Here is a 17779-nt window from a genome sequence, read left to right on the forward strand (position 1 = left end):
GTTGATGATTATTGCTAAAAATAAACTTTTTTAAATGGTGAAATTTTTTAAAAATAATGCCTTTCTATACAAAAAGTATAAAATCTTCGGGTTATTGTTTTTCATTTCATATAGCCTGTTTTCTCAAGAAGAAATTTCAAATCTAGAAATTTGTCCTCCCAAAACCATTTTCGATATTTTTAAAAAGCATGACGACGCTTTGGTTGTTAAACCCACAAAAAACAATTTCTTTTTGGTAATTCCAGCAATTGGTTCTCAGCCAGCGACGGGATTTTTTTTTGGTGCAGTTGCGCAGTATACTTTCAAAGGAAAAGAGGAAAAAGATAAATATTCGATTGCGAATGTTGGAATTACTTATACTGTCAAGAACCAATGGCTGGTGAATATTAAAAATAATATTCTGCTTAAGAATAATAAAATCTTTTTAAGCGGCGATTATCGTTTGTATCTATTCTCGTGACCCAATTATGGTTTAGGAACCGATATTATACCGCATCGCAGTAAAAAAGAAAACTTCAGTATCGATTCTATCGCTCAAGATATGGATTACAATTATTTAAAATTTCATCAAACCGTTTCTTTTGAAGTTAGGGAGAATTACTATGTCGGAGGCGGTATAAACATCGATTGGTATTCGAATATTAATGACAAGGAATTAGATGTTGCAAATGGAAATTTGACTTATCATTATAACTACAGCCAAAAATACGGCTTTGATAATTTAGAATATTTTCTCAACGGAGTAAGTCTAAATCTGGTTCATGATTCACGAGATAATCAGGTAAATGCTTCGAGAGGCTGGTTTGCTAACATCAATTATCGCTTTAATCCTGTATTGTTTAAAAATCAGGATTATAGCGGCGTTTTGTTTGCAGAATACAAACATTTTATTCCAGTTTCGCATAAAAATCCGCATTATATTTTAGCCATTTGGACGTATGGACAATTTGTGACCCGAGGAAAAGTTCCGTATTTAAATTTACCGGCAATTGGCTGGGATCAAAGGAGCAGGAGCGGCGAAGGTTATACTCAGGGATTATTTAGAGGAAATGGACTAGTTTATTTATCTACAGAATTCAGGTTTCCTATTACTTGCAATCAATTATTGAGCGGTACTGTTTTTACCAATTTTGTTACTGCGAGTAATTCAGATACTAATCTTTCGCTTTTTAAATCTATTCAGCCTGCGGCCGGTGTTGGTTTAAGACTTTTAATTGATAAGGCGACCAAGACAAATTTGATTTTAGATTATGCGTGGGGAAATAATTCAAAAGCCTTTTACTTAAATGCCGGAGAAACCTTCTGAATTGCTATAATATTTTAACGGTCAATTATTTAAGTTTTATTAATTGGCTTTTTTCTTTCAAAAAATTTATATATTTTGAAAGAAAAAAGCTAAATTTGATTTATCCATTTAACAAATCAAAATCAAAATTATGAAACAGTACAGTTTATTATTAGTTGCGTTTCTGTCGGTGATAGGAATGCAGGCTCAGGATGCAAGGTCTTTTTCGCTTAATTTGTATGGCGGTTATAATTTTTCAGACAAGCTGGATTACGATGGTTATTCTGCCACAATTGAAGACGGTTTTCAATATGGAGCAGGACTGGAGTATTTCTTTATACCAAACAACTCTATTGAATTAAAGTATTTAAGATCAGATGTTAAAATACCATTTTATGGTCCTGCTGGAAATCAATTAAACACGAATGATAAGGGAGCATTTAATTTTATTCTAGCAGGTTATACGTATTATTTTGATACAGGATCAAATCTGCTTCCTTATTTGGGTGCAGGTGCAGGTGTTGGAATTGTGGAATCGCCTCAGGGCGGAAGTGGCACATACTTTGCCTGGGATGTAAAGGGCGGGGTAAAAATTAAAACTGCTTCATCGGTCTCTGTAAATATTAATGCGTATTTGCAATCGATGTCTGCGAGCAGTTGGTGAAAGTTATTATTGGTCTTATTGGGTTGGGCCAGTTGCAGTTGAAGATTATATTTCGACTTTTCAATTTGGCCTTGGAGCAGTCGTGAGTTTTAATTTCAAAAATTAAAAATTACAAGTTTTAATCTAAAATATATAACAATAAGCAGGCTGTTTGGTCTGCTTTTTTTATGTATTGGCGTAATTGTTCATAATTAAATCATAATTTCTATCCGTAATAAGTACTATTTTTGAACTCAATTCTTATTTTTGTTGTATATACAACCTTCTCAACATGAAATTACTAATAGTCGAAGACGAACCAAATCTATTATCTATTCTGCGTAAAGGATTTGCCGAAAATAATAATGAAGTAAGTGTGGCTCTTGACGGTAAAACCGCTCTGGAGATGATTCATAATTATACCTTTGACGTTGTAATTTTAGATGTAATGCTTCCGGATATCAACGGAATTGAAATTTGCAGAAGACTGCGTGCGAGCAAGAATTTTGTGCCAATTTTACTTCTTACAGCTTTAGGAACTTCAGAAAATATAGTAACGGGTCTTAATGCCGGTGCCGATGATTATTTGGTAAAGCCTTTTAAATTTGGGGAATTAGATGCCAGAGTTAATGCACTTTACAGAAGATCGCATCAGGAAACAGAAAAAATTGATACCATTACAATTGGTGATCTTGAAATAAACGGACGTGCAAAATCCGTAAAAAAGAGGCGACGAAAACATTGTTTTAACAGCAAAAGAATTTAAACTGTTGTATTATCTGGCAAAAAATACAGGTCGGATTGTTTCAAGAGATCAGATTTTAGATAATGTCTGGGATATTAATTTTGATATGAATACCAATGTTGTCGACGTATATATTACTTATTTAAGAAGAAAAATCGATAAGCCTTTTGATAGCAAACTTATTCATACCATGAAAGGATTGGGCTATGTTATAAAACCATAAAATGGACATTAGAAAAAAAATTACTTTTAACTACGTTGCCCTTTCTACCTTTAGTACATCAGTCGCTGTGTATTATTGTATTTTTCTTATTTAGAGAAAACAATCGTTATCACTTTTTAAAGCGTTTGGATGACAGGTCAAAAATTGTAGCTTCAATTCATTTTCAAAAAGATCCAGAGAAGATTAAATATTATAAAAATCTTCAGAAAAATGGTTTAGAGGAATTAATTGAAGAAGAAGAATACGTATTAAAAATAAACAGTCATAATAGTTTTGATTATAATACCAATCTTAACCTTCCCAATGCCTTTTACACTAATATTTTAAGCACAGGAAAAGATTCTTATGAGAAAGATAATAAATATTATTTAGGTCAGATTTTTGAAGAAAGCGGCCAAAAATATATTGTAATTGTTGGCGCGAGAGATCGTAAAGGAAAAGACACAACAGTTTATATTGTCAAAATCATGCTTTTTGGAGGGATCGGTTTTGTAATTCTGGCTTTCCTTTTAGGACGATTTTTAGCAAAACGAGTAATTAATCCTGTGGCAAGAATTACAAAAGAAGTAAAAGAATTAGTGCTTCTAATCTTCATAATCGTCTTCCAGAAGTTAAAAATTCTGATGAAATCTCCGATTTGACTAATACTTTTAATAATATGCTGGACAGACTGGAAACGTCTTTTGAAATTCAGGCAAATTTTATTAATAATGCTTCTCATGAACTAAAAACGCCAATAACCACTATTATTGCTGAGGCAGAAATTATGCTGTTGAAAGAGCGTCAAGTGGAGGAATATGTAGAATCTTTAGAAAATATCTACAGTCAGGCATCAAGATTAGGAAACTTAACCGAAAGTCTGCTGAAACTAACTCAGACTGGTTACGATGGTCAAAAACAAGTTTCTGATATTGCTCGAATTGACGAATTATTAATGGATGTAAAATCGGATCTGGATAAAATATTTCCGGGCAACCGAGTGAGCATCATCCTTAATTTTGCACCAAAAGATTCTAATTTTCTATTGCTTCCTTGTAACAGACCGTTGCTGGAATTGGCAATCAATAATATTATTACCAACGGTGTAAAATACTCTGATAATAATGAAGTCTTCGTTAACCTTTCGGCAAATGAAGAAATGATTAAAATCACGATAAATGATATCGGAATCGGAATTCCGCCAGAAGATATTCCACATTTATACGAACCTTTCTTTAGAGGTAAAATTGCGGCTAAATATATAGGCTATGGTTTAGGACTGCCTCTGGCTTCCAAAATCATCAGAATGCACGATGGAGAACTACAAGTCCAGTCAGAGCAAGATAAAGGCACAATTGTTACGATTATCTTTAAAAAACTGAAGATTAAAAAATCTAATGTTTAATCTTAGAAAATTCTAATTTTAGATTAAGAAAGGTCTAATTAACGGATAGTTATTTTGTATGTATAAACTAAACGATTATACTTATGAAAAACTTTCTTATACCTACGACTTTAAAAGATGATACAATCTCGGCTGTTAAATCTGCGGTGAATCAGTCAAAAGATACTGAATCAGAAATTATTTTAGTATTAGTTTCAGAAGCACCAGATACCTTTTCATCTTCAAGTTTTTTAAGAGAAATGAGATCCGGACTAACTAAAAGTCAGGAAGAGGTTCTGGAAACCTGCCGTTATATTATCGATCATACGCCAAATGTAAAATTGAAAGTTCACAATCAATACGGACTTTCGGCACCAATTTTTAAGCGACTTATTGAAGCTTTCTCTGTAAAATTGGTCATTCTAACCTATTCTTATAAACAAGAAACAAAGAGGATACACCAATATTTAGTTCAATTGGCAGGAAATCAAAAATGTCCGATTCTTCATTTAAGTACAGAAATCAACAAAGAAGTTTTCAGTAAAGCACTTTACGTAGAAAACTCCAGTAAAAGTATTCACGTTAAAGATGTACAGCAGTATTTAAGTGAAAATTTCTCATTCGAAATTGTTAGTCAGACGGCCAATTTTGAAGATAATTACGAAAATGTAGCGCCATTTTTATCAGAAGCAATTTCGAAGCATAATATCGATATGCTGGTAGAAACCCGAAAAGGCGAAAAAATCAAATTTAAAAAAGTCAAAAAAGAAAATGTCAATGAGAAATTGGGACTTCCAGTTCTTTCATTGTACGAAGAGGTTGTTTAGTTTTTTGGATTAGTGATTAGTGATTAGTTCTTAGTTCTTAGTGATTAGTGATTAGTGGTTAGTACCTAGTTATTAGTTTTTAGTTGTTAGTCTTGAGGGAATATTTATAATTCCTGAATTTAAAATCTAGAACAGATAAAAAATAGTGTGAACTATTAATGAAATAAAGAAAATTACGAAAGTATAATCACTAACAAATTTACCAATCACAAATTACTAATTACTAATTACCAAGGACTAGGTACTAATCACTAAAAAATCCAAGGACTAGGAACTATCCACTAAAGACTAGGAACTAATTACTAAGGACTAAGGACTAAGGACTAATTACTAATCACTAAGTACTAATTACTAATCACTAAGAACTAAGAACTAATCACTAAGCACTAAAAAAGAACTAAAAAAAGCACTAATATTTAATTTAAAACCGAAAATATGTTATTAAAGAAAAGAATACCAATGAAGTACGTTCTCGGGAAAATTAAAGTAGAAATTGTTCTGGTATTGGCATATACCGTACTATTTGAAATTTTTCATCATTATTTTATAAATCTTCCCGTAGATATTCCAATTGCGATTCCAACCATGATTGGAACCATTATTTCCTTATTACTAGCGTTTAAGTCCAATCAGGCTTACGACAGATGGTGGGAAGCTAGAATCGTTTGGGGAGCCGTTGTAAACGATTCCAGAACATTAATCCGTCAGGTTTTGACGTTTTATAAAGATCCTGATTTTTCTGTAGAAGCAAGCGAATTCAAAGAAAACTTTGCCAAAAGACAGATTGCCTGGTGTTATAGTTTGGGGCAGTCGCTTCGAAACAAAGATGCTGTAAAACCACTTGAAGGATTGATGAGTGAAGAAGAAATAAAATACATCAAAAATCATCAAAACGTTCCAAATGCGATTTTAATGCTTGCATGCCAGAGATTTACGAAACGCTAAAAATGATAAGAAAATCAATACTTACCAGCAGGTAGAAATAGACAATACGTTGTCTAGACTTTGTGATGAAATGGGAAAATGTGAAAGAATTAAAAACACCATTTTTCCAACAACATACAGTATGTACATCCGATTAACATTGTGTTTGTTTATTTTGTTACTTCCTTTCGGATTAACAAGTGTTTTGAGCTGGTTTGCAATTCCGTTGATTACAGCAATTGGAGGAGCTTTCTTTTTGATCGAAAGAATGGCGATTCACTTGCAGGATCCATTTGAAAACAGACCAACAGATACGCCAGTTACGACTATTGCAAATACGATAGAAAAAAATATCAAACAAATGCTGAATGAATACCAAAGCGAATTTGATATTCTAAACGAATTTGAATTGAACGACGAACCTAAGAAAGTGGAAAAAGGCGCTTATTTCGTCTTATAAAAATTTAATTTTGGTCTTCTTTTAATTGTTGGCTGGACAGTGTGTAGTTGCGCTGTCCAGTTTTTTATTTATAAAAAACTCAAAGTTCTGTTATTTCGAGTGAAAGGAGAAATTAAAAAATATATTACCAACGCAAACATCTTAAACATTGCCCGCGGTTTTAACCGCGGGGACGCATAGAAGAATTTGATTGTGCTCCCGCGGTTTTAACCGCGGGCTATATTAATTAGATGATGTTAATCTTTGGATTTTTTTACAATTGACTTTTCGCAAGTTTTCCTAGCGTTTGTATTGCCATTCTCACTTCGTTTGACCAAGGAAGCCCAAAACTCAAGCGCATACAATTTGAAAATTGATTTTGAAATGAAAAAATTCTTCCTGGTGCAATGCTGATATTGTGTTTTAAAGCCAAATGATAAAAAGCGACCGTATCTATTTTTTTATCTAATTCGACCCACAGAAAAAAACCGCCTTGAGGCTGGCTGACCTTTGTTCCTGCAGGAAAAGATTCTAAAATAGTATTGATATAATTGGTACAGTTGCGATTTAAAATCTGACGTATTTTTCGAAGATGATTTTCATAACGGCCATTTTTCAAAAAATCACCAACAACTTCGTGCGTAATAGTAGGGTTAGAGATGGTGTGATACAATTTGGTTCTTAAAATTTCTTTTTTGAATTTTCCGGGAGCAACCCATCCCACGCGATAACCCGGCGCCAAAGTTTTAGAAACCGAACTGCACGAAAGTACAATACCGCTATCATCATACGTTTTACAGCTCGATGGACGGCTGGTGCCAAAGTACAAATCACTGTGAATATCATCTTCAATCAAAGGAACATTATAAAAATCCATTAAACGTACAATTTCCTTTTTTATGCTCGTTGGGCATCATCGTCGCCCGACGGATTACTAAAATTACTCATCAAAACGCAGGCTTTAACCTTGTTAGAAGCAAGTGTATTTTTTACCGCCTCTAGTTCGATTCCGGTTGTCATATTAGTAGGAAGTTCCATGACATACAAACCTAAAGACCTTGCCAGCTGAAGAATACCAAAATAAACAGGACTTTCTGTAATAATTGTATCTCCCGGTTTTGTCAACGTTAATAAACAATCTGAAATAGCAGAAATACAGCCTGGAGTTGTGATAATATCATCTTCCGTCAAAGAACCGCCCCAAGTAAAAGACCAGCGTGCAATTTCCTTTCGTAAATTACTATTTCCCTGAATTTCCTCATAACTCGTACCGCTGTTTGGGAGCTGACGCATTGCCTGAACCATTCCTTTATTCAGTTTTGCAATTGGAAGTAATTCATTTGATGGAAAACCAAGCGAAAGCATCGTAAGATCTTTTTTACGCATATCACCATAAACCAGATCAACTAAATCTTCACGCTCTATATTTTCGACGCTTAAAATTGGTGAACTGGAAGAAGGCTCTGCAATAACCCTTGCCGAAATGTTACTTACATAATAACCCGACTGTGGTCTTGATTCGATCAAAGAACGGCTTTCAACTTCGTAATAGGCTTTACTTACGGTACTCATGCTGTAACCCGTTTCTGCACAGACTTCTCGAATGGAAGGAAGTTTGTCTCCCACATTCAAAAGACCTGATTTGATCTGTTTTTCGATACGATCCGCAAATTGAAGATATAAATAGCTTGGGTTTTTCATATGAAGTTAATATTTGCTTTTTAATCGAATATGGTATCGCCATTTTTAATTTTGATTTATTATTTGGAATCATGGCGATTTCATAAAAAAAATAAAACTGTTATGGTGCAATTTACAAAAACTGTATCTGTATTGCTGTCTTATTTTTTAGAAATTTGCTTCATCAAAAGAAAACAATTCAAAAAGAAAGTTTGTGAAAACAACAAAGTATTACATAGCGACAATTTCAGCCTTTATAGTTTGGGGACTTTTTAGTTTGGTTTTAAGACCTATTCACGATTATCCTTCATTGGATATTCTGTTCTTTCGTGTTTTCAGTCGCGCGATTTTAATGCTTTTGATTGCTTTCCTATTTAAAAGAAAACAACTAAAAGAAACGATTGAAATCTTTAGAGGCTTGTCAAAATCAGAAAAAAGAAAATCGATTTTACTTAATATTGGTGGAAGTGCCTTTTTGATGGCGAACTGGTTTACATTCATTTATGTTGTAAATCATGTCAGCCTAAAAGCGGCTTCTCTGGCTTATCTTGTTTGTCCAATACTAACAACTTTACTGGCTTATTTTATACTGCATGAAAAACTGCTAAAAACACAATGGCTTTCTGTCGGATTAAGTATTTCGGGATGCTTGATTCTTTCCTATAGTGATATAATGGATATGCTTTTCAGCATCATTATTGGGTTAACGTATGCCGCGTATTTGGTGAGCCAGCGTGCTAATAAAGGTTTTGATAAATTTGTTGTTTTAACGTTTCATATCACATTGGTCGCCTTATTTTTAGTACCATTTTATCCAAGTTATGGAGGACCGGTTCCAACAGAATTTAAGTTTTATTTCTGTATTGAAACAATCGCAGTCTTATTTACAATTGTACCTCTTTTCCTGAATTTGTACGCGCTTTCTGGAATCAATTCTTCAACAGTTGGAATGTTATTAAACATCAATCCGATGATTGCATTCGGATTGGCGACCTTTGTTTTTAAAGAAAGTATCAGCCCATTACAAATTACAGCATACGGAATCATTTTTACTGCAGTGTTGGTTTTTAATTCACATCATATTTTTGCAATAAAGCAAAAATGGACCGCAATATCCAAAGGCTCTTAATAATTAGTTTTCATATTTTTTATTGGTTTAAAATCGAAAATTACCAGAATCTTAACAGGATGTTTAAACAGGAATGATTATTTTTCATTCCTGTTTTTTTATGCAGTAAAGCGTAAAAAAAGGGTTGTCACGAATTACAAAAAATTTCACGAATTATATTTAGTTTTTAATTCCAATATTAAAATAAAAATTAGTGGAGAATTTGTGTGATTCGGGGCAAAGATAAAAAACAAACCGAATCCTAATATTGATATGAAAAATACCAAACTTCAAGCCTTTACTCCATTGTTTTATTTAGTGTGGTCAGATGATTTATTGACACAGAAAGAATTTGCTACACTGCATGAATTTATCAATTCGCTTACTGTTTTATCAGACGAAGAAAAACAATATTTGCTTTCTAAAGCAGATATTTCGAATCCGCCTTCGCGAAATGAACTCAAAGAATGGAAATTGGATATTGAAAAAAGCATTCAGGACAAATCTTCTATAAAATCGATTTTCGATATCGCAGATGCATTATCTGGAACAGAATTAGACTTATCGCCAATAGAATCTGATTTTATAAAATTAGAAAATGATTTAGGAATTTTAGGCGAAGAAGCACTTCAAAACTTCAAAACGAAAGCTGGTTCTTTTACTGCAGATTCTCATACCAACGCCTCTTTTGATATTCAGAAAATTACCAAAATTCTGGATGGAAAAGAAGTCGCAATTATTGAAAAAGTAAAATCGGTTATTTCGAGACCTGAATTTGCTTATGAAACTTCTACGGATATCAATGTATTTAGAGAGACGGTTTACAAATGGTGTAAAATTTTAGCCGATGAAAATCTCGGAAATATGGCTTATCCAAAACGATATGGCGACGGAGAAAATATAGCCGATTATTTTGCGATTATGGAAACGCTGAGTTACCACGATTTAAGTTTGGTAATAAAATTTGGAGTTCAGTTTGGACTTTGGGGAATGAGTGTTCAGTCTTTAGGAACAGAAAAACATTATGCTAAATATTTACAAGATATTGGTTCGCTAAAACTTCCAGGATGTTTTGCCATGACCGAAACACATCACGGATCAAACGTAAAAGGATTAGAAACTACAGCAACATACAATCATAGCGAGCAGACTTTTACCATTCATACACCAAATAAAAATGCCCAAAAGGAATATATCGGTAACGCAAGCAGTTCATGGGCAAATGGCAACTGTTTTTGCAAAACTGATTATTAATGATCATGATTATGGTGTAAATGCATTTGTAGTACCATTGCGCGACCCGAATGGAAACGTGATAAATGGTGTAACAATTGGTGACTGCGGTCATAAGATGGGATTAAACGGTGTAGATAACGGTACTATTAGTTTTGATAATGTTGTGATTCCGAAAGAAAATATGCTGGATCGTTTTGCATCGGTAAATGAAAATGGAGAATTCGAAAGTCCAATTCCAAGTGATAATAGAAGGTTTTTTACGATGTTAGGAACTTTAGTTGGAGGAAGAATCGGGATTCCGCGTTCGGCTTTGGCAGCTGCTAAATCTGGATTGACAATTGCCATTCGCTACAGCGATCAAAGAAGACAATTTGGACCAGAAGGCGGATCTGAGGTTCCGATTTTAAATTACAGAATGCACCAGCGCAGATTGCTCGCGCCTTTGGCTAAAACATATGCCGTTCACTTTGCACTTCAGTACCTAACAAACAGATTCTTAAATAAAACGGAGGCTGAAATGCAGGAAATTGAAGCTCTTGCCGCTGGAATGAAATCGTATTCAACATGGAGCACGAGAGATATTCTGCAAGAATGCCGTGAAGCCTGCGGTGGAAAAGGCTATTTATCTGAAAACAGAATTGATGCTTTAAAAAATGACACCGAAATTTACACCACTTTTGAAGGTGATAATACCGTTTTGATGCGACTGGTGGCTAAAAATCGTTTGTCAGAATTTAGAAAAACATTTGGTGAATTAGGCTCTTTGGGAATCATAAATTATGTTTATGAAAATGCTAAAACGGCATTTACAGAAAAAAATCCTATTGCAACCCGCAGAACAGATGATGAACATTTGCTTGACAGCGAATTTCATTTACAGGCTTTTGTACACAGAGAAAAAACTATTCTAGCGTCTGCGAGCAAGACGTATTAAAAAATTAGTCGACGGAGGTTTAGAAGCTTACGATGCATTTAATGTCGTACAGCATCAAATGATAGACGTTGCGCAGGCTTATTTGGAACGCGTTGTTTTAGAGCAGTTTCAACTTGCGATAAAAGAAATTGAAGATCCAGAATCTAAGGCTATTTTAACGAAGCTAAATCAATTATATGCGCTTTCGCAAATTGAAAAAAATAAAGCTTGGTATTTGGAAGACGGATACATGGAAGCGGTAAAAACGAAAGCCGTTCGTAAAATAGTCAATCAGCTTTGCTGGGATATACGTCCAGATGCAGTGGCTTTGGTCAATGCATTTGACATTCCAGAGAGTTGTCTGGTCGCACCAATTGCAATTTAATATTTAAAAAAATAAGTCTGGCTTTGTCAAAGTTTTAAACCTTGGCAAAGCTTTTATTTTTGCACAAATAAGGAAGATGGAATAAAATTATTTATGCATAATTGATATATGCGATTTTTTATTTTATATCAATTGTAAAAATACACCCTCTTTTCAGTACATTTTCTACCTAGCTAAATAAATGACTTTTTCTATTTTCACTTTGTTATATTTGTAATTCCCTTTATACTGACTCGACTTGAAAAGATATTTTTTATTTTTCTTAATTGCTATAATTAATCTTCCAGTTTTTGCATTGGATAAAACTGATGCTATTTTAAAAGAACTAAATGATGCTATTAAAAATAAACAGCATTATGTAAAAATAAAAGAGGAGAGAATCCTGAACTTCAAGAAAATAAAATCAGATAATCTGACACCCGAACAAGAATATAATTACAATAAAGCATTATATCTGGAATATCAGAAATTAAACTCAGATTCAGCGATTCAATATGTAAAAAAGAATTTAAAAATAGCTGAACAGCTTGAAAGCAAAGAGCTTTTTAATTTAGCACAGTCGCAATTGGTAACGCTTTATTCTTCTTCCGGCAAATACCGCGAATCTGAAGCTATTTTAAAAAGTATAAATAAGAACAAATTGGCAGTTTCTTTACTTCCCAATTACTACATTGCCTATCGTGAATTTTTCGAACATTATGTCGCCAATAGTTATAGTCCAGAATATCGAAAGCAGATTGGAAAATATCGAGATTCGCTCTTAAGTGTTCTAAACCCGAATACATTAGAATATCAAATTAATAGAATTCAGCAGGAAATTTTCATTCACAAAAAATATGAAAAATCCCAAAAGGAATTACTGACTTTATTGAACAAAATAAAAGAAGAGAATCCGCAATATGCAATGGTTACTTATTTGCTGGGGAAAATTTCAGAAGCCACGCATCAATTAGAATCAAGAAAAAAATACTACGCACTTTCTGCAACTTCCGACATTAAAAATGCCAATAAAGACAATGCCTCACTGCAAGAATTAGCATTGGTTTTTTATGAAATCGGCGATGTCGATATGGCGTACAAATTGACACAATCGGCAATTGAAGATGCACTTTATTGTAATGTTCAGTTTAGGACATTATTAATGTCAGAAGTTTATTCTATTATCAATACGGTCTATCTTGAACGCGAAGCACAGCGAAAAAGTGACTTACAAATCTATTTACTTTGTATAAGTCTGCTTTCTTTATTTTTATTGGTCGCCATTGTTTACGTTTATAAACAAATGAAAAAGGTTTCCAGAATTCGAACAGAACTATATGAAACCAGTCAAAAATTAGCCGAATTAAACAAAGATATCACCGAAAAAAACAGTCAGTTGCAAGAAAGTAACCTGCAATTGTCTGAATCTAATTTAGTTAAAGAAGAATATATTGCTCATTTTTTCAATCTTTGTTCTACTTATATCAACAAATTAGAAAATTACCGTATTATTCTAAACAAAAAAGTCAGCTGCAAAACAGTTTGATGAAATTTACAAAATCTTAAAATCAACCACTTTAGTTGACAACGAGTTAGAAGAATTATACAAGAATTTTGATATTATCTTTCTTAACCTATATCCAACATTCGTAAAAGATTTCAATGCGCTTTTAATTCCAGAAGAGCAGATTGTCCTTAAACAAAACGAACTATTGAATACCGAACTTCGAATTTTTGCATTGATCAGACTCGGAATTACAGATAGTGTCAAAATCGCAGCATTTCTTCGTTACTCCTTAAGTACTATTTATAACTACAGAACCCGAGCTCGTAATAAAGCTCGCAGTTTCGCGAAATGATTTCGAAGAAATGGTTATGAAAATCGGTTCAATATCATTGAAAGTGTAGATATTTATTTTAAAACTACTACTTTTTTTAGTGTATATTTTTTATTATATTATTGTAAATCAATTATTTAAATTTTTAATTCACTACTTTTTTGTGTCTAAAAATGTAACATGTACTATAACGTTTTAGTTTTACAATATAATAGAAAAGTATTTTTTACGAAAACGTACTTTTATATTATAAACCTAATGCTTTAATAAATACTGTTATGTTTAAAAACGTTAAAACAATTGTTGTTTTACTTTTACTAAGTACTTTGGGTGCGAATGCCCAAAACAAAGTGCCCGTTTATCTTGATGATAAAAAGCCAATTAATGAGCGTGTAGAAGATGCACTTAAAAGAATGACAACTGAAGAGAAAATTGCCATGATTCATGCGCAGTCTAAATTTAGTTCTCCAGGTGTACAACGTCTTGGAATTCCAGAAAACTGGATGACAGATGGACCACACGGGATTCGTACAGAAGTAAAATGGGACGAATGGGATCAGGCAGGATGGACAAACGATTCTTGTATTGCTTTCCCGGCCCTTACGGCACTTTCGTCAACATGGAACAAAGAATTGGCCTCTTTATATGGTAAATCAATTGGAGAAGAAGCACGTTTCCGTAACAAAAACGTATTATTAGGTCCAGGTGTAAACATCTACAGAAGTCCATTAAACGGTCGTAACTTCGAATATATGGGCGAAGACCCGTTTTTAGCTTCTAAAATGGTTGTTCCTTATATTAAAGGAGTGCAATCGAATGGTGTTGTCGCCTGCGTAAAACATTTCGCTTTAAACAATCAAGAAACCAATCGTAATTCGGTTAACGTAATTGTTGACGACCGTGCATTATACGAAATTTATCTTCCAGCTTTTAAAGTCGCGGTTCAAGAAGGAGACGTTTGGTCCATTATGGGATCTTACAACAAATACAAAGGACAGCAATGCTCGCCATAATGAATATTTATTGAATGATATTCTTCGTGGAGAATGGGGTTTCAAAGGAGTTGTAGTTTCAGATTGGGGTGGAGTTAACGATACCAAACAAGCAATCCACAATGGTTTGGATATGGAATTTGGTTCTTGGACAAACGGACTTTCTTGGGGAACAAGCAATGCTTATGATAACTATTATTTAGCAAAACCATATTCTGAAATGATCAGAAAAGGTGAAATTGGAACAAAAGAATTAGACGAAAAAGTACGTCGTATTCTTCGTTTGTCTTTCTTAACTACAATGGATAGAAATCGTCCTTTTGGATCTTTTGGAACAGAAGAACATGCTTTAGCTGGTCGTAAAATCGCTGAAGAAGGAATTGTATTATTACAAAACACAAATAATATTCTGCCAATCAATCTTTCTAAAACAAAAAAGATTGCTGTAATTGGAGAAAATGCGATCAAAATGATGACTGTGGGGGGAGGAAGTTCTTCACTTAAAGCAAGATACGAAATTACACCGCTTGAAGGTTTAAAGAAAAGAATTGGAAACCAAGCTGAAATTGTTTATGCTAGAGGTTATGTTGGAGATCCGACAAGCAATTATAATGGAGTTATAGCTAAAGTTAGTTTAGAAGAAAAGCGCCCGCAGGCAGAGTTAACTGGTGAGGCTTTAAAAATTGCTAAAGATGCTGATATTGTTCTTTTTATCGGAGGTTTAAATAAAAGTGAAAACCAAGATGACGAAGGACACGATCGTAAACAATTAGGATTACCTTATGGTCAAGATAAATTAATCAGCGAATTAGCGAAAGTAAATAAAAACATTGTTTTCGTCAATATCTCTGGAAACGCTGTGGCAATGCCTTGGATTAAAGAAGTTCCTGGAGTTGTACAGGGATGGTTTTTAGGAACTGAGGCTGGAAATGCTTTGGCAAATGTTTTAGTTGGAGATGTGAATCCGTCTGGAAAATTATCGTTTACTTTCCCGGTAAAATTAGCAGATAATGGAGCTCACGCTTTAGGAGAATTTCCTGGCGGAGATGAAGTAAAATACAACGAAGGAATTTTTGTTGGATACCGTTGGGCTGACAAACAGAAAGTTAAACCATTATTCTCTTTTGGACATGGATTAAGCTACACAACTTTTGCTTACGGAAAAGTAACATCAGATAAAAAACAAATTAATGCTGGAGATCAAATTACATTCTCGGTTACTGTAAAAAATACGGGAAGCAGAGAAGGAGCAGAAGTGGTGCAATTGTACATTACAGATGTTAAATCTTCTTTAGTGCGTCCGATTAAAGAGTTAAAAGGTTTTGAAAAAGTTTCGCTTAAAGCGGGAGAAGAAAAAACAATAACTTTTACAATTGATAAAACAGCTTTAAGTTTCTTCGATGATAAAAAACATGACTGGGTTGCTGAACCTGGTGATTTTGAAGCAATTATTGGAGCATCTTCAACTGACATAAAATCTAAAGTGAATTTCTCACTTAAATAAGTTTTTTTATTTCTAAAAATTGGTTGGTTTGTAAAGTCGCAAGTGTAAAAATTTGCGGCTTTGCTTTTGTGGCATATTAGTTATATGATCTCTATAAGTAAAAAAATTGATGGCAAAATCGAAAACTTCTCCATCAAATACTTGCCAGATCAACCAAAAGCAGAATGACTTAAAAACCACTTATAAATGATTGATATTTCTTAATTATCAATTATAAAGTTAACCATTAACAATTAATAATTAACCATTATTATGAATGATATTAAACCAAAAAAACATTACGAAATTCTAGACGGTCTGCGTGGTGTTGTTGCTATACTAGTAGTAGCTTTTCATATTTTCGAAGCTTTTGCTGGAGGAAACTGTTTTGTACAAATTATCAATCACGGCTATTTAGCAGTTGATTTCTTTTTCCTCTTATCTGGATTTGTTGTAGCGTATGCTTATGACGACCGCTGGGGAAAAATGACACAATGGGAATTTTACAAACGCAGATTAATTCGGTCATGCACCAATGGTAATTATTGGAATGGTCATTGGCGCCATTTTCTATTATTTCCAAGCATCTGACATATTGTTTCCAATGATTGGAGATATGGCCGTTTGGAAAGTTATTTTAACCATGATAATAGGTTTTACATTATTACCGATTCCGCCTTCTCTAGAAATTAGAGGATGGGGAGAAATGCACCCTTTAAATGGTCCGGCTTGGTCACTTTTTTTCGAATATATTGCCAATATCCTGTACGCCCTAATCTTTCGTAAATTTTCGAATAAAGTCCTGTCAGTTTTTGTATTGATATTTGCCGGACTGTTAATTAATTATACTGTTTTTGGACCAAAAGGAGATGTAATCGGCGGATGGTCGTTGAATTGGGAACAAATGAATGTTGGGTTTACTCGATTGTTATTCCCGTTTTTTGCTGGTGTTTTATTGAGTCGTTTAGGAAAGCTGATACATGTAAAAAATGCTTTTTGGATTTGCAGTATCTTAATCACAATTGTATTGGCGTTACCGAGATTTGGAGATGAAAACAGTCTTTGGATCAATGGTTTGTATGAATCTTTCTGTATTATTTTAGTTTTTCCAATTATCGTCGTTATTGGCGCAGGCGGAGAAATTAAAAATGAATTTTCACTTAAAATATGTAAACTTTTGGGAGATATTTCATATCCAATATACATTACACATTATCCGTTAATTTATTGGTTTACAGCTTGGGTAGTCGATAATAAAGTTTCGATGAAAGACGGATATATCGAAGGAATCGGCGTTTTAATCGCCAGCATTATTATGGCATTCGTATGTTTAAAATTATATGACGAACCAGTTCGAAATTGGTCGCAGAATAAATTTCAAAAAAGAAAAGTTTCTCTTTAGAGGTTCAAAGGTTCAGAGAAACAAAGGTTCAAAGGTAAAATCTTTGTTTCTCTGAATCTTTGCCTCTTTGAACCTCAAATAAAAATATTGAATCTCTTAATTTTGTTAGTTATGATATTAAATAAAGGGATGAAACGTTATTGTTTCATCCCTTTATTTTTATAATTTGATATTGAAATTAAAATTTAGAAATATAGACATTCATAATCGTAGAGATGCACTGCAGTGTATCTACGCACAGTATGTCCGTCTAGAATTTATATCATCATTATAATAAAATGAATTTTTATGATGAAACATTCTAAAAATTATAG

The 17779-nt window shown here is 33.4% G+C and carries 16 protein-coding genes and 3 pseudogenes; 17 read left to right on the forward strand and 2 right to left on the reverse strand.

The window, feature by feature from the left end; all coding sequences use genetic code 11:
• The first annotated feature begins 34 nt into the window (after positions 1–34).
• The 9 genes and pseudogenes from ACZZ95_RS16335 (at position 35) to ACZZ95_RS16375 (ending at position 6470) form a co-directional block, all read left to right on the forward strand.
• Positions 35–460: a hypothetical protein gene (locus ACZZ95_RS16335; protein ID WP_463469821.1), complete on the forward strand. Its 426-nt coding sequence runs from the start codon at positions 35–37 to the stop codon at positions 458–460.
• Positions 461–541: 81 nt separating this feature from the next.
• Entirely contained in the window at positions 542–1306 is a 765-nt protein-coding gene (locus tag ACZZ95_RS16340; RefSeq protein WP_463469822.1) for a BamA/TamA family outer membrane protein, read from the forward strand.
• A 130-nt stretch (positions 1307–1436) separates the two neighbouring features.
• A complete protein-coding gene (locus ACZZ95_RS16345) occupies positions 1437–1949 on the forward strand; it encodes an outer membrane beta-barrel protein (RefSeq protein WP_463469823.1) in 513 nt (170 codons plus the stop codon).
• 271 nt (positions 1950–2220) lie between these two features.
• Positions 2221–2896, forward strand: a pseudogene (locus ACZZ95_RS16350) (response regulator transcription factor).
• Positions 2897–3021: 125 nt separating this feature from the next.
• Complete coding sequence (locus ACZZ95_RS16355; protein WP_463469824.1) at positions 3022–3537, forward strand: hypothetical protein; 516 nt, start codon at positions 3022–3024, stop codon at positions 3535–3537.
• Positions 3471–4280, forward strand: coding sequence for a HAMP domain-containing sensor histidine kinase (locus ACZZ95_RS16360; protein WP_463471697.1), 810 nt, complete (start codon positions 3471–3473; stop codon positions 4278–4280). Before ACZZ95_RS16355 ends, ACZZ95_RS16360 begins: the two co-directional genes overlap by 67 nt.
• A gap of 83 nt (positions 4281–4363) precedes the next feature.
• Positions 4364–5086: a hypothetical protein gene (locus ACZZ95_RS16365; RefSeq protein WP_095951552.1), complete on the forward strand. Its 723-nt coding sequence runs from the start codon at positions 4364–4366 to the stop codon at positions 5084–5086.
• Positions 5087–5545: 459 nt separating this feature from the next.
• Positions 5546–6031, forward strand: a complete 486-nt coding sequence (locus tag ACZZ95_RS16370; RefSeq protein WP_463469825.1) for a bestrophin family protein — start codon at positions 5546–5548, stop codon at positions 6029–6031.
• A complete protein-coding gene (locus ACZZ95_RS16375; protein WP_463469826.1) occupies positions 6003–6470 on the forward strand; it encodes a bestrophin family protein in 468 nt (155 codons plus the stop codon). Before ACZZ95_RS16370 ends, ACZZ95_RS16375 begins: the two co-directional genes overlap by 29 nt.
• Positions 6471–6723: 253 nt before the next feature.
• Here the strand turns inward: ACZZ95_RS16375 and ACZZ95_RS16380 are convergent, their stop codons facing one another.
• Positions 6724–7326 carry an aminotransferase-like domain-containing protein gene (locus tag ACZZ95_RS16380; protein WP_463469827.1) on the reverse strand — a complete coding sequence of 201 codons (603 nt, stop codon included), beginning with the start codon at positions 7324–7326 and terminating at the stop codon, positions 6724–6726.
• A 20-nt stretch (positions 7327–7346) separates the two neighbouring features.
• Complete coding sequence (locus tag ACZZ95_RS16385; RefSeq protein WP_463469828.1) at positions 7347–8150, reverse strand: aminotransferase-like domain-containing protein; 804 nt, start codon at positions 8148–8150, stop codon at positions 7347–7349.
• 193 nt (positions 8151–8343) lie between these two features.
• On the opposite strand from ACZZ95_RS16385, the gene ACZZ95_RS16390 reads away from it, so the two are divergent.
• The 8 genes and pseudogenes from ACZZ95_RS16390 (at position 8344) to ACZZ95_RS16425 (ending at position 17465) form a co-directional block, all read left to right on the forward strand.
• On the forward strand, positions 8344–9258 hold the full coding sequence (locus ACZZ95_RS16390) for an EamA family transporter (protein WP_463469829.1): 915 nt from the start codon (positions 8344–8346) through the stop codon (positions 9256–9258).
• A gap of 252 nt (positions 9259–9510) precedes the next feature.
• Entirely contained in the window at positions 9511–10491 is a 981-nt protein-coding gene (locus ACZZ95_RS16395) for an acyl-CoA dehydrogenase family protein (protein ID WP_463469830.1), read from the forward strand.
• The gene (locus ACZZ95_RS16400; RefSeq protein ID WP_463469831.1) at positions 10415–11407 is read left to right on the forward strand and encodes an acyl-CoA dehydrogenase family protein; all 993 of its coding nucleotides are present in this window, start codon (positions 10415–10417) and stop codon (positions 11405–11407) included. Before ACZZ95_RS16395 ends, ACZZ95_RS16400 begins: the two co-directional genes overlap by 77 nt.
• On the forward strand, positions 11403–11771 hold the full coding sequence (locus tag ACZZ95_RS16405) for an acyl-CoA dehydrogenase (protein WP_463471698.1): 369 nt from the start codon (positions 11403–11405) through the stop codon (positions 11769–11771). The genes ACZZ95_RS16400 and ACZZ95_RS16405 overlap by 5 nt, the downstream gene beginning before the upstream one ends.
• Before the next feature lie 238 nt (positions 11772–12009).
• Positions 12010–13296, forward strand: coding sequence for a DUF6377 domain-containing protein (locus tag ACZZ95_RS16410; RefSeq protein WP_463469832.1), 1287 nt, complete (start codon positions 12010–12012; stop codon positions 13294–13296).
• A gap of 13 nt (positions 13297–13309) precedes the next feature.
• The gene (locus ACZZ95_RS16415) at positions 13310–13609 is read left to right on the forward strand and encodes a DUF6377 domain-containing protein (protein ID WP_463471699.1); all 300 of its coding nucleotides are present in this window, start codon (positions 13310–13312) and stop codon (positions 13607–13609) included.
• A 257-nt stretch (positions 13610–13866) separates the two neighbouring features.
• Positions 13867–16084: pseudogene (locus tag ACZZ95_RS16420) on the forward strand (glycoside hydrolase family 3 C-terminal domain-containing protein).
• Positions 16085–16336: 252 nt separating this feature from the next.
• Positions 16337–17465: pseudogene (locus tag ACZZ95_RS16425) on the forward strand (acyltransferase family protein).
• The last annotated feature ends 314 nt before the right edge of the window (positions 17466–17779 follow it).

It is taken from the genome of Flavobacterium sp. AC267, from assembly GCF_979258715.1.

Coding starts and splice junctions, on each gene's coding strand:
- ACZZ95_RS16365 (WP_095951552.1), top strand. CDS start 4,364: ATGAAAAACTTTCTTATACCTACGACTTTAAAAGATGATACAATCTCG.
- ACZZ95_RS16345 (WP_463469823.1), top strand. CDS start 1,437: ATGAAACAGTACAGTTTATTATTAGTTGCGTTTCTGTCGGTGATAGGA.
- ACZZ95_RS16340 (WP_463469822.1), top strand. CDS start 542: ATGGATTACAATTATTTAAAATTTCATCAAACCGTTTCTTTTGAAGTT.
- ACZZ95_RS16395 (WP_463469830.1), top strand. CDS start 9,511: ATGAAAAATACCAAACTTCAAGCCTTTACTCCATTGTTTTATTTAGTG.
- ACZZ95_RS16380 (WP_463469827.1), bottom strand. CDS start 7,326: ATGGATTTTTATAATGTTCCTTTGATTGAAGATGATATTCACAGTGAT.
- ACZZ95_RS16370 (WP_463469825.1), top strand. CDS start 5,546: ATGAAGTACGTTCTCGGGAAAATTAAAGTAGAAATTGTTCTGGTATTG.
- ACZZ95_RS16385 (WP_463469828.1), bottom strand. CDS start 8,150: ATGAAAAACCCAAGCTATTTATATCTTCAATTTGCGGATCGTATCGAA.
- ACZZ95_RS16335 (WP_463469821.1), top strand. CDS start 35: ATGGTGAAATTTTTTAAAAATAATGCCTTTCTATACAAAAAGTATAAA.
- ACZZ95_RS16400 (WP_463469831.1), top strand. CDS start 10,415: ATGCCCAAAAGGAATATATCGGTAACGCAAGCAGTTCATGGGCAAATG.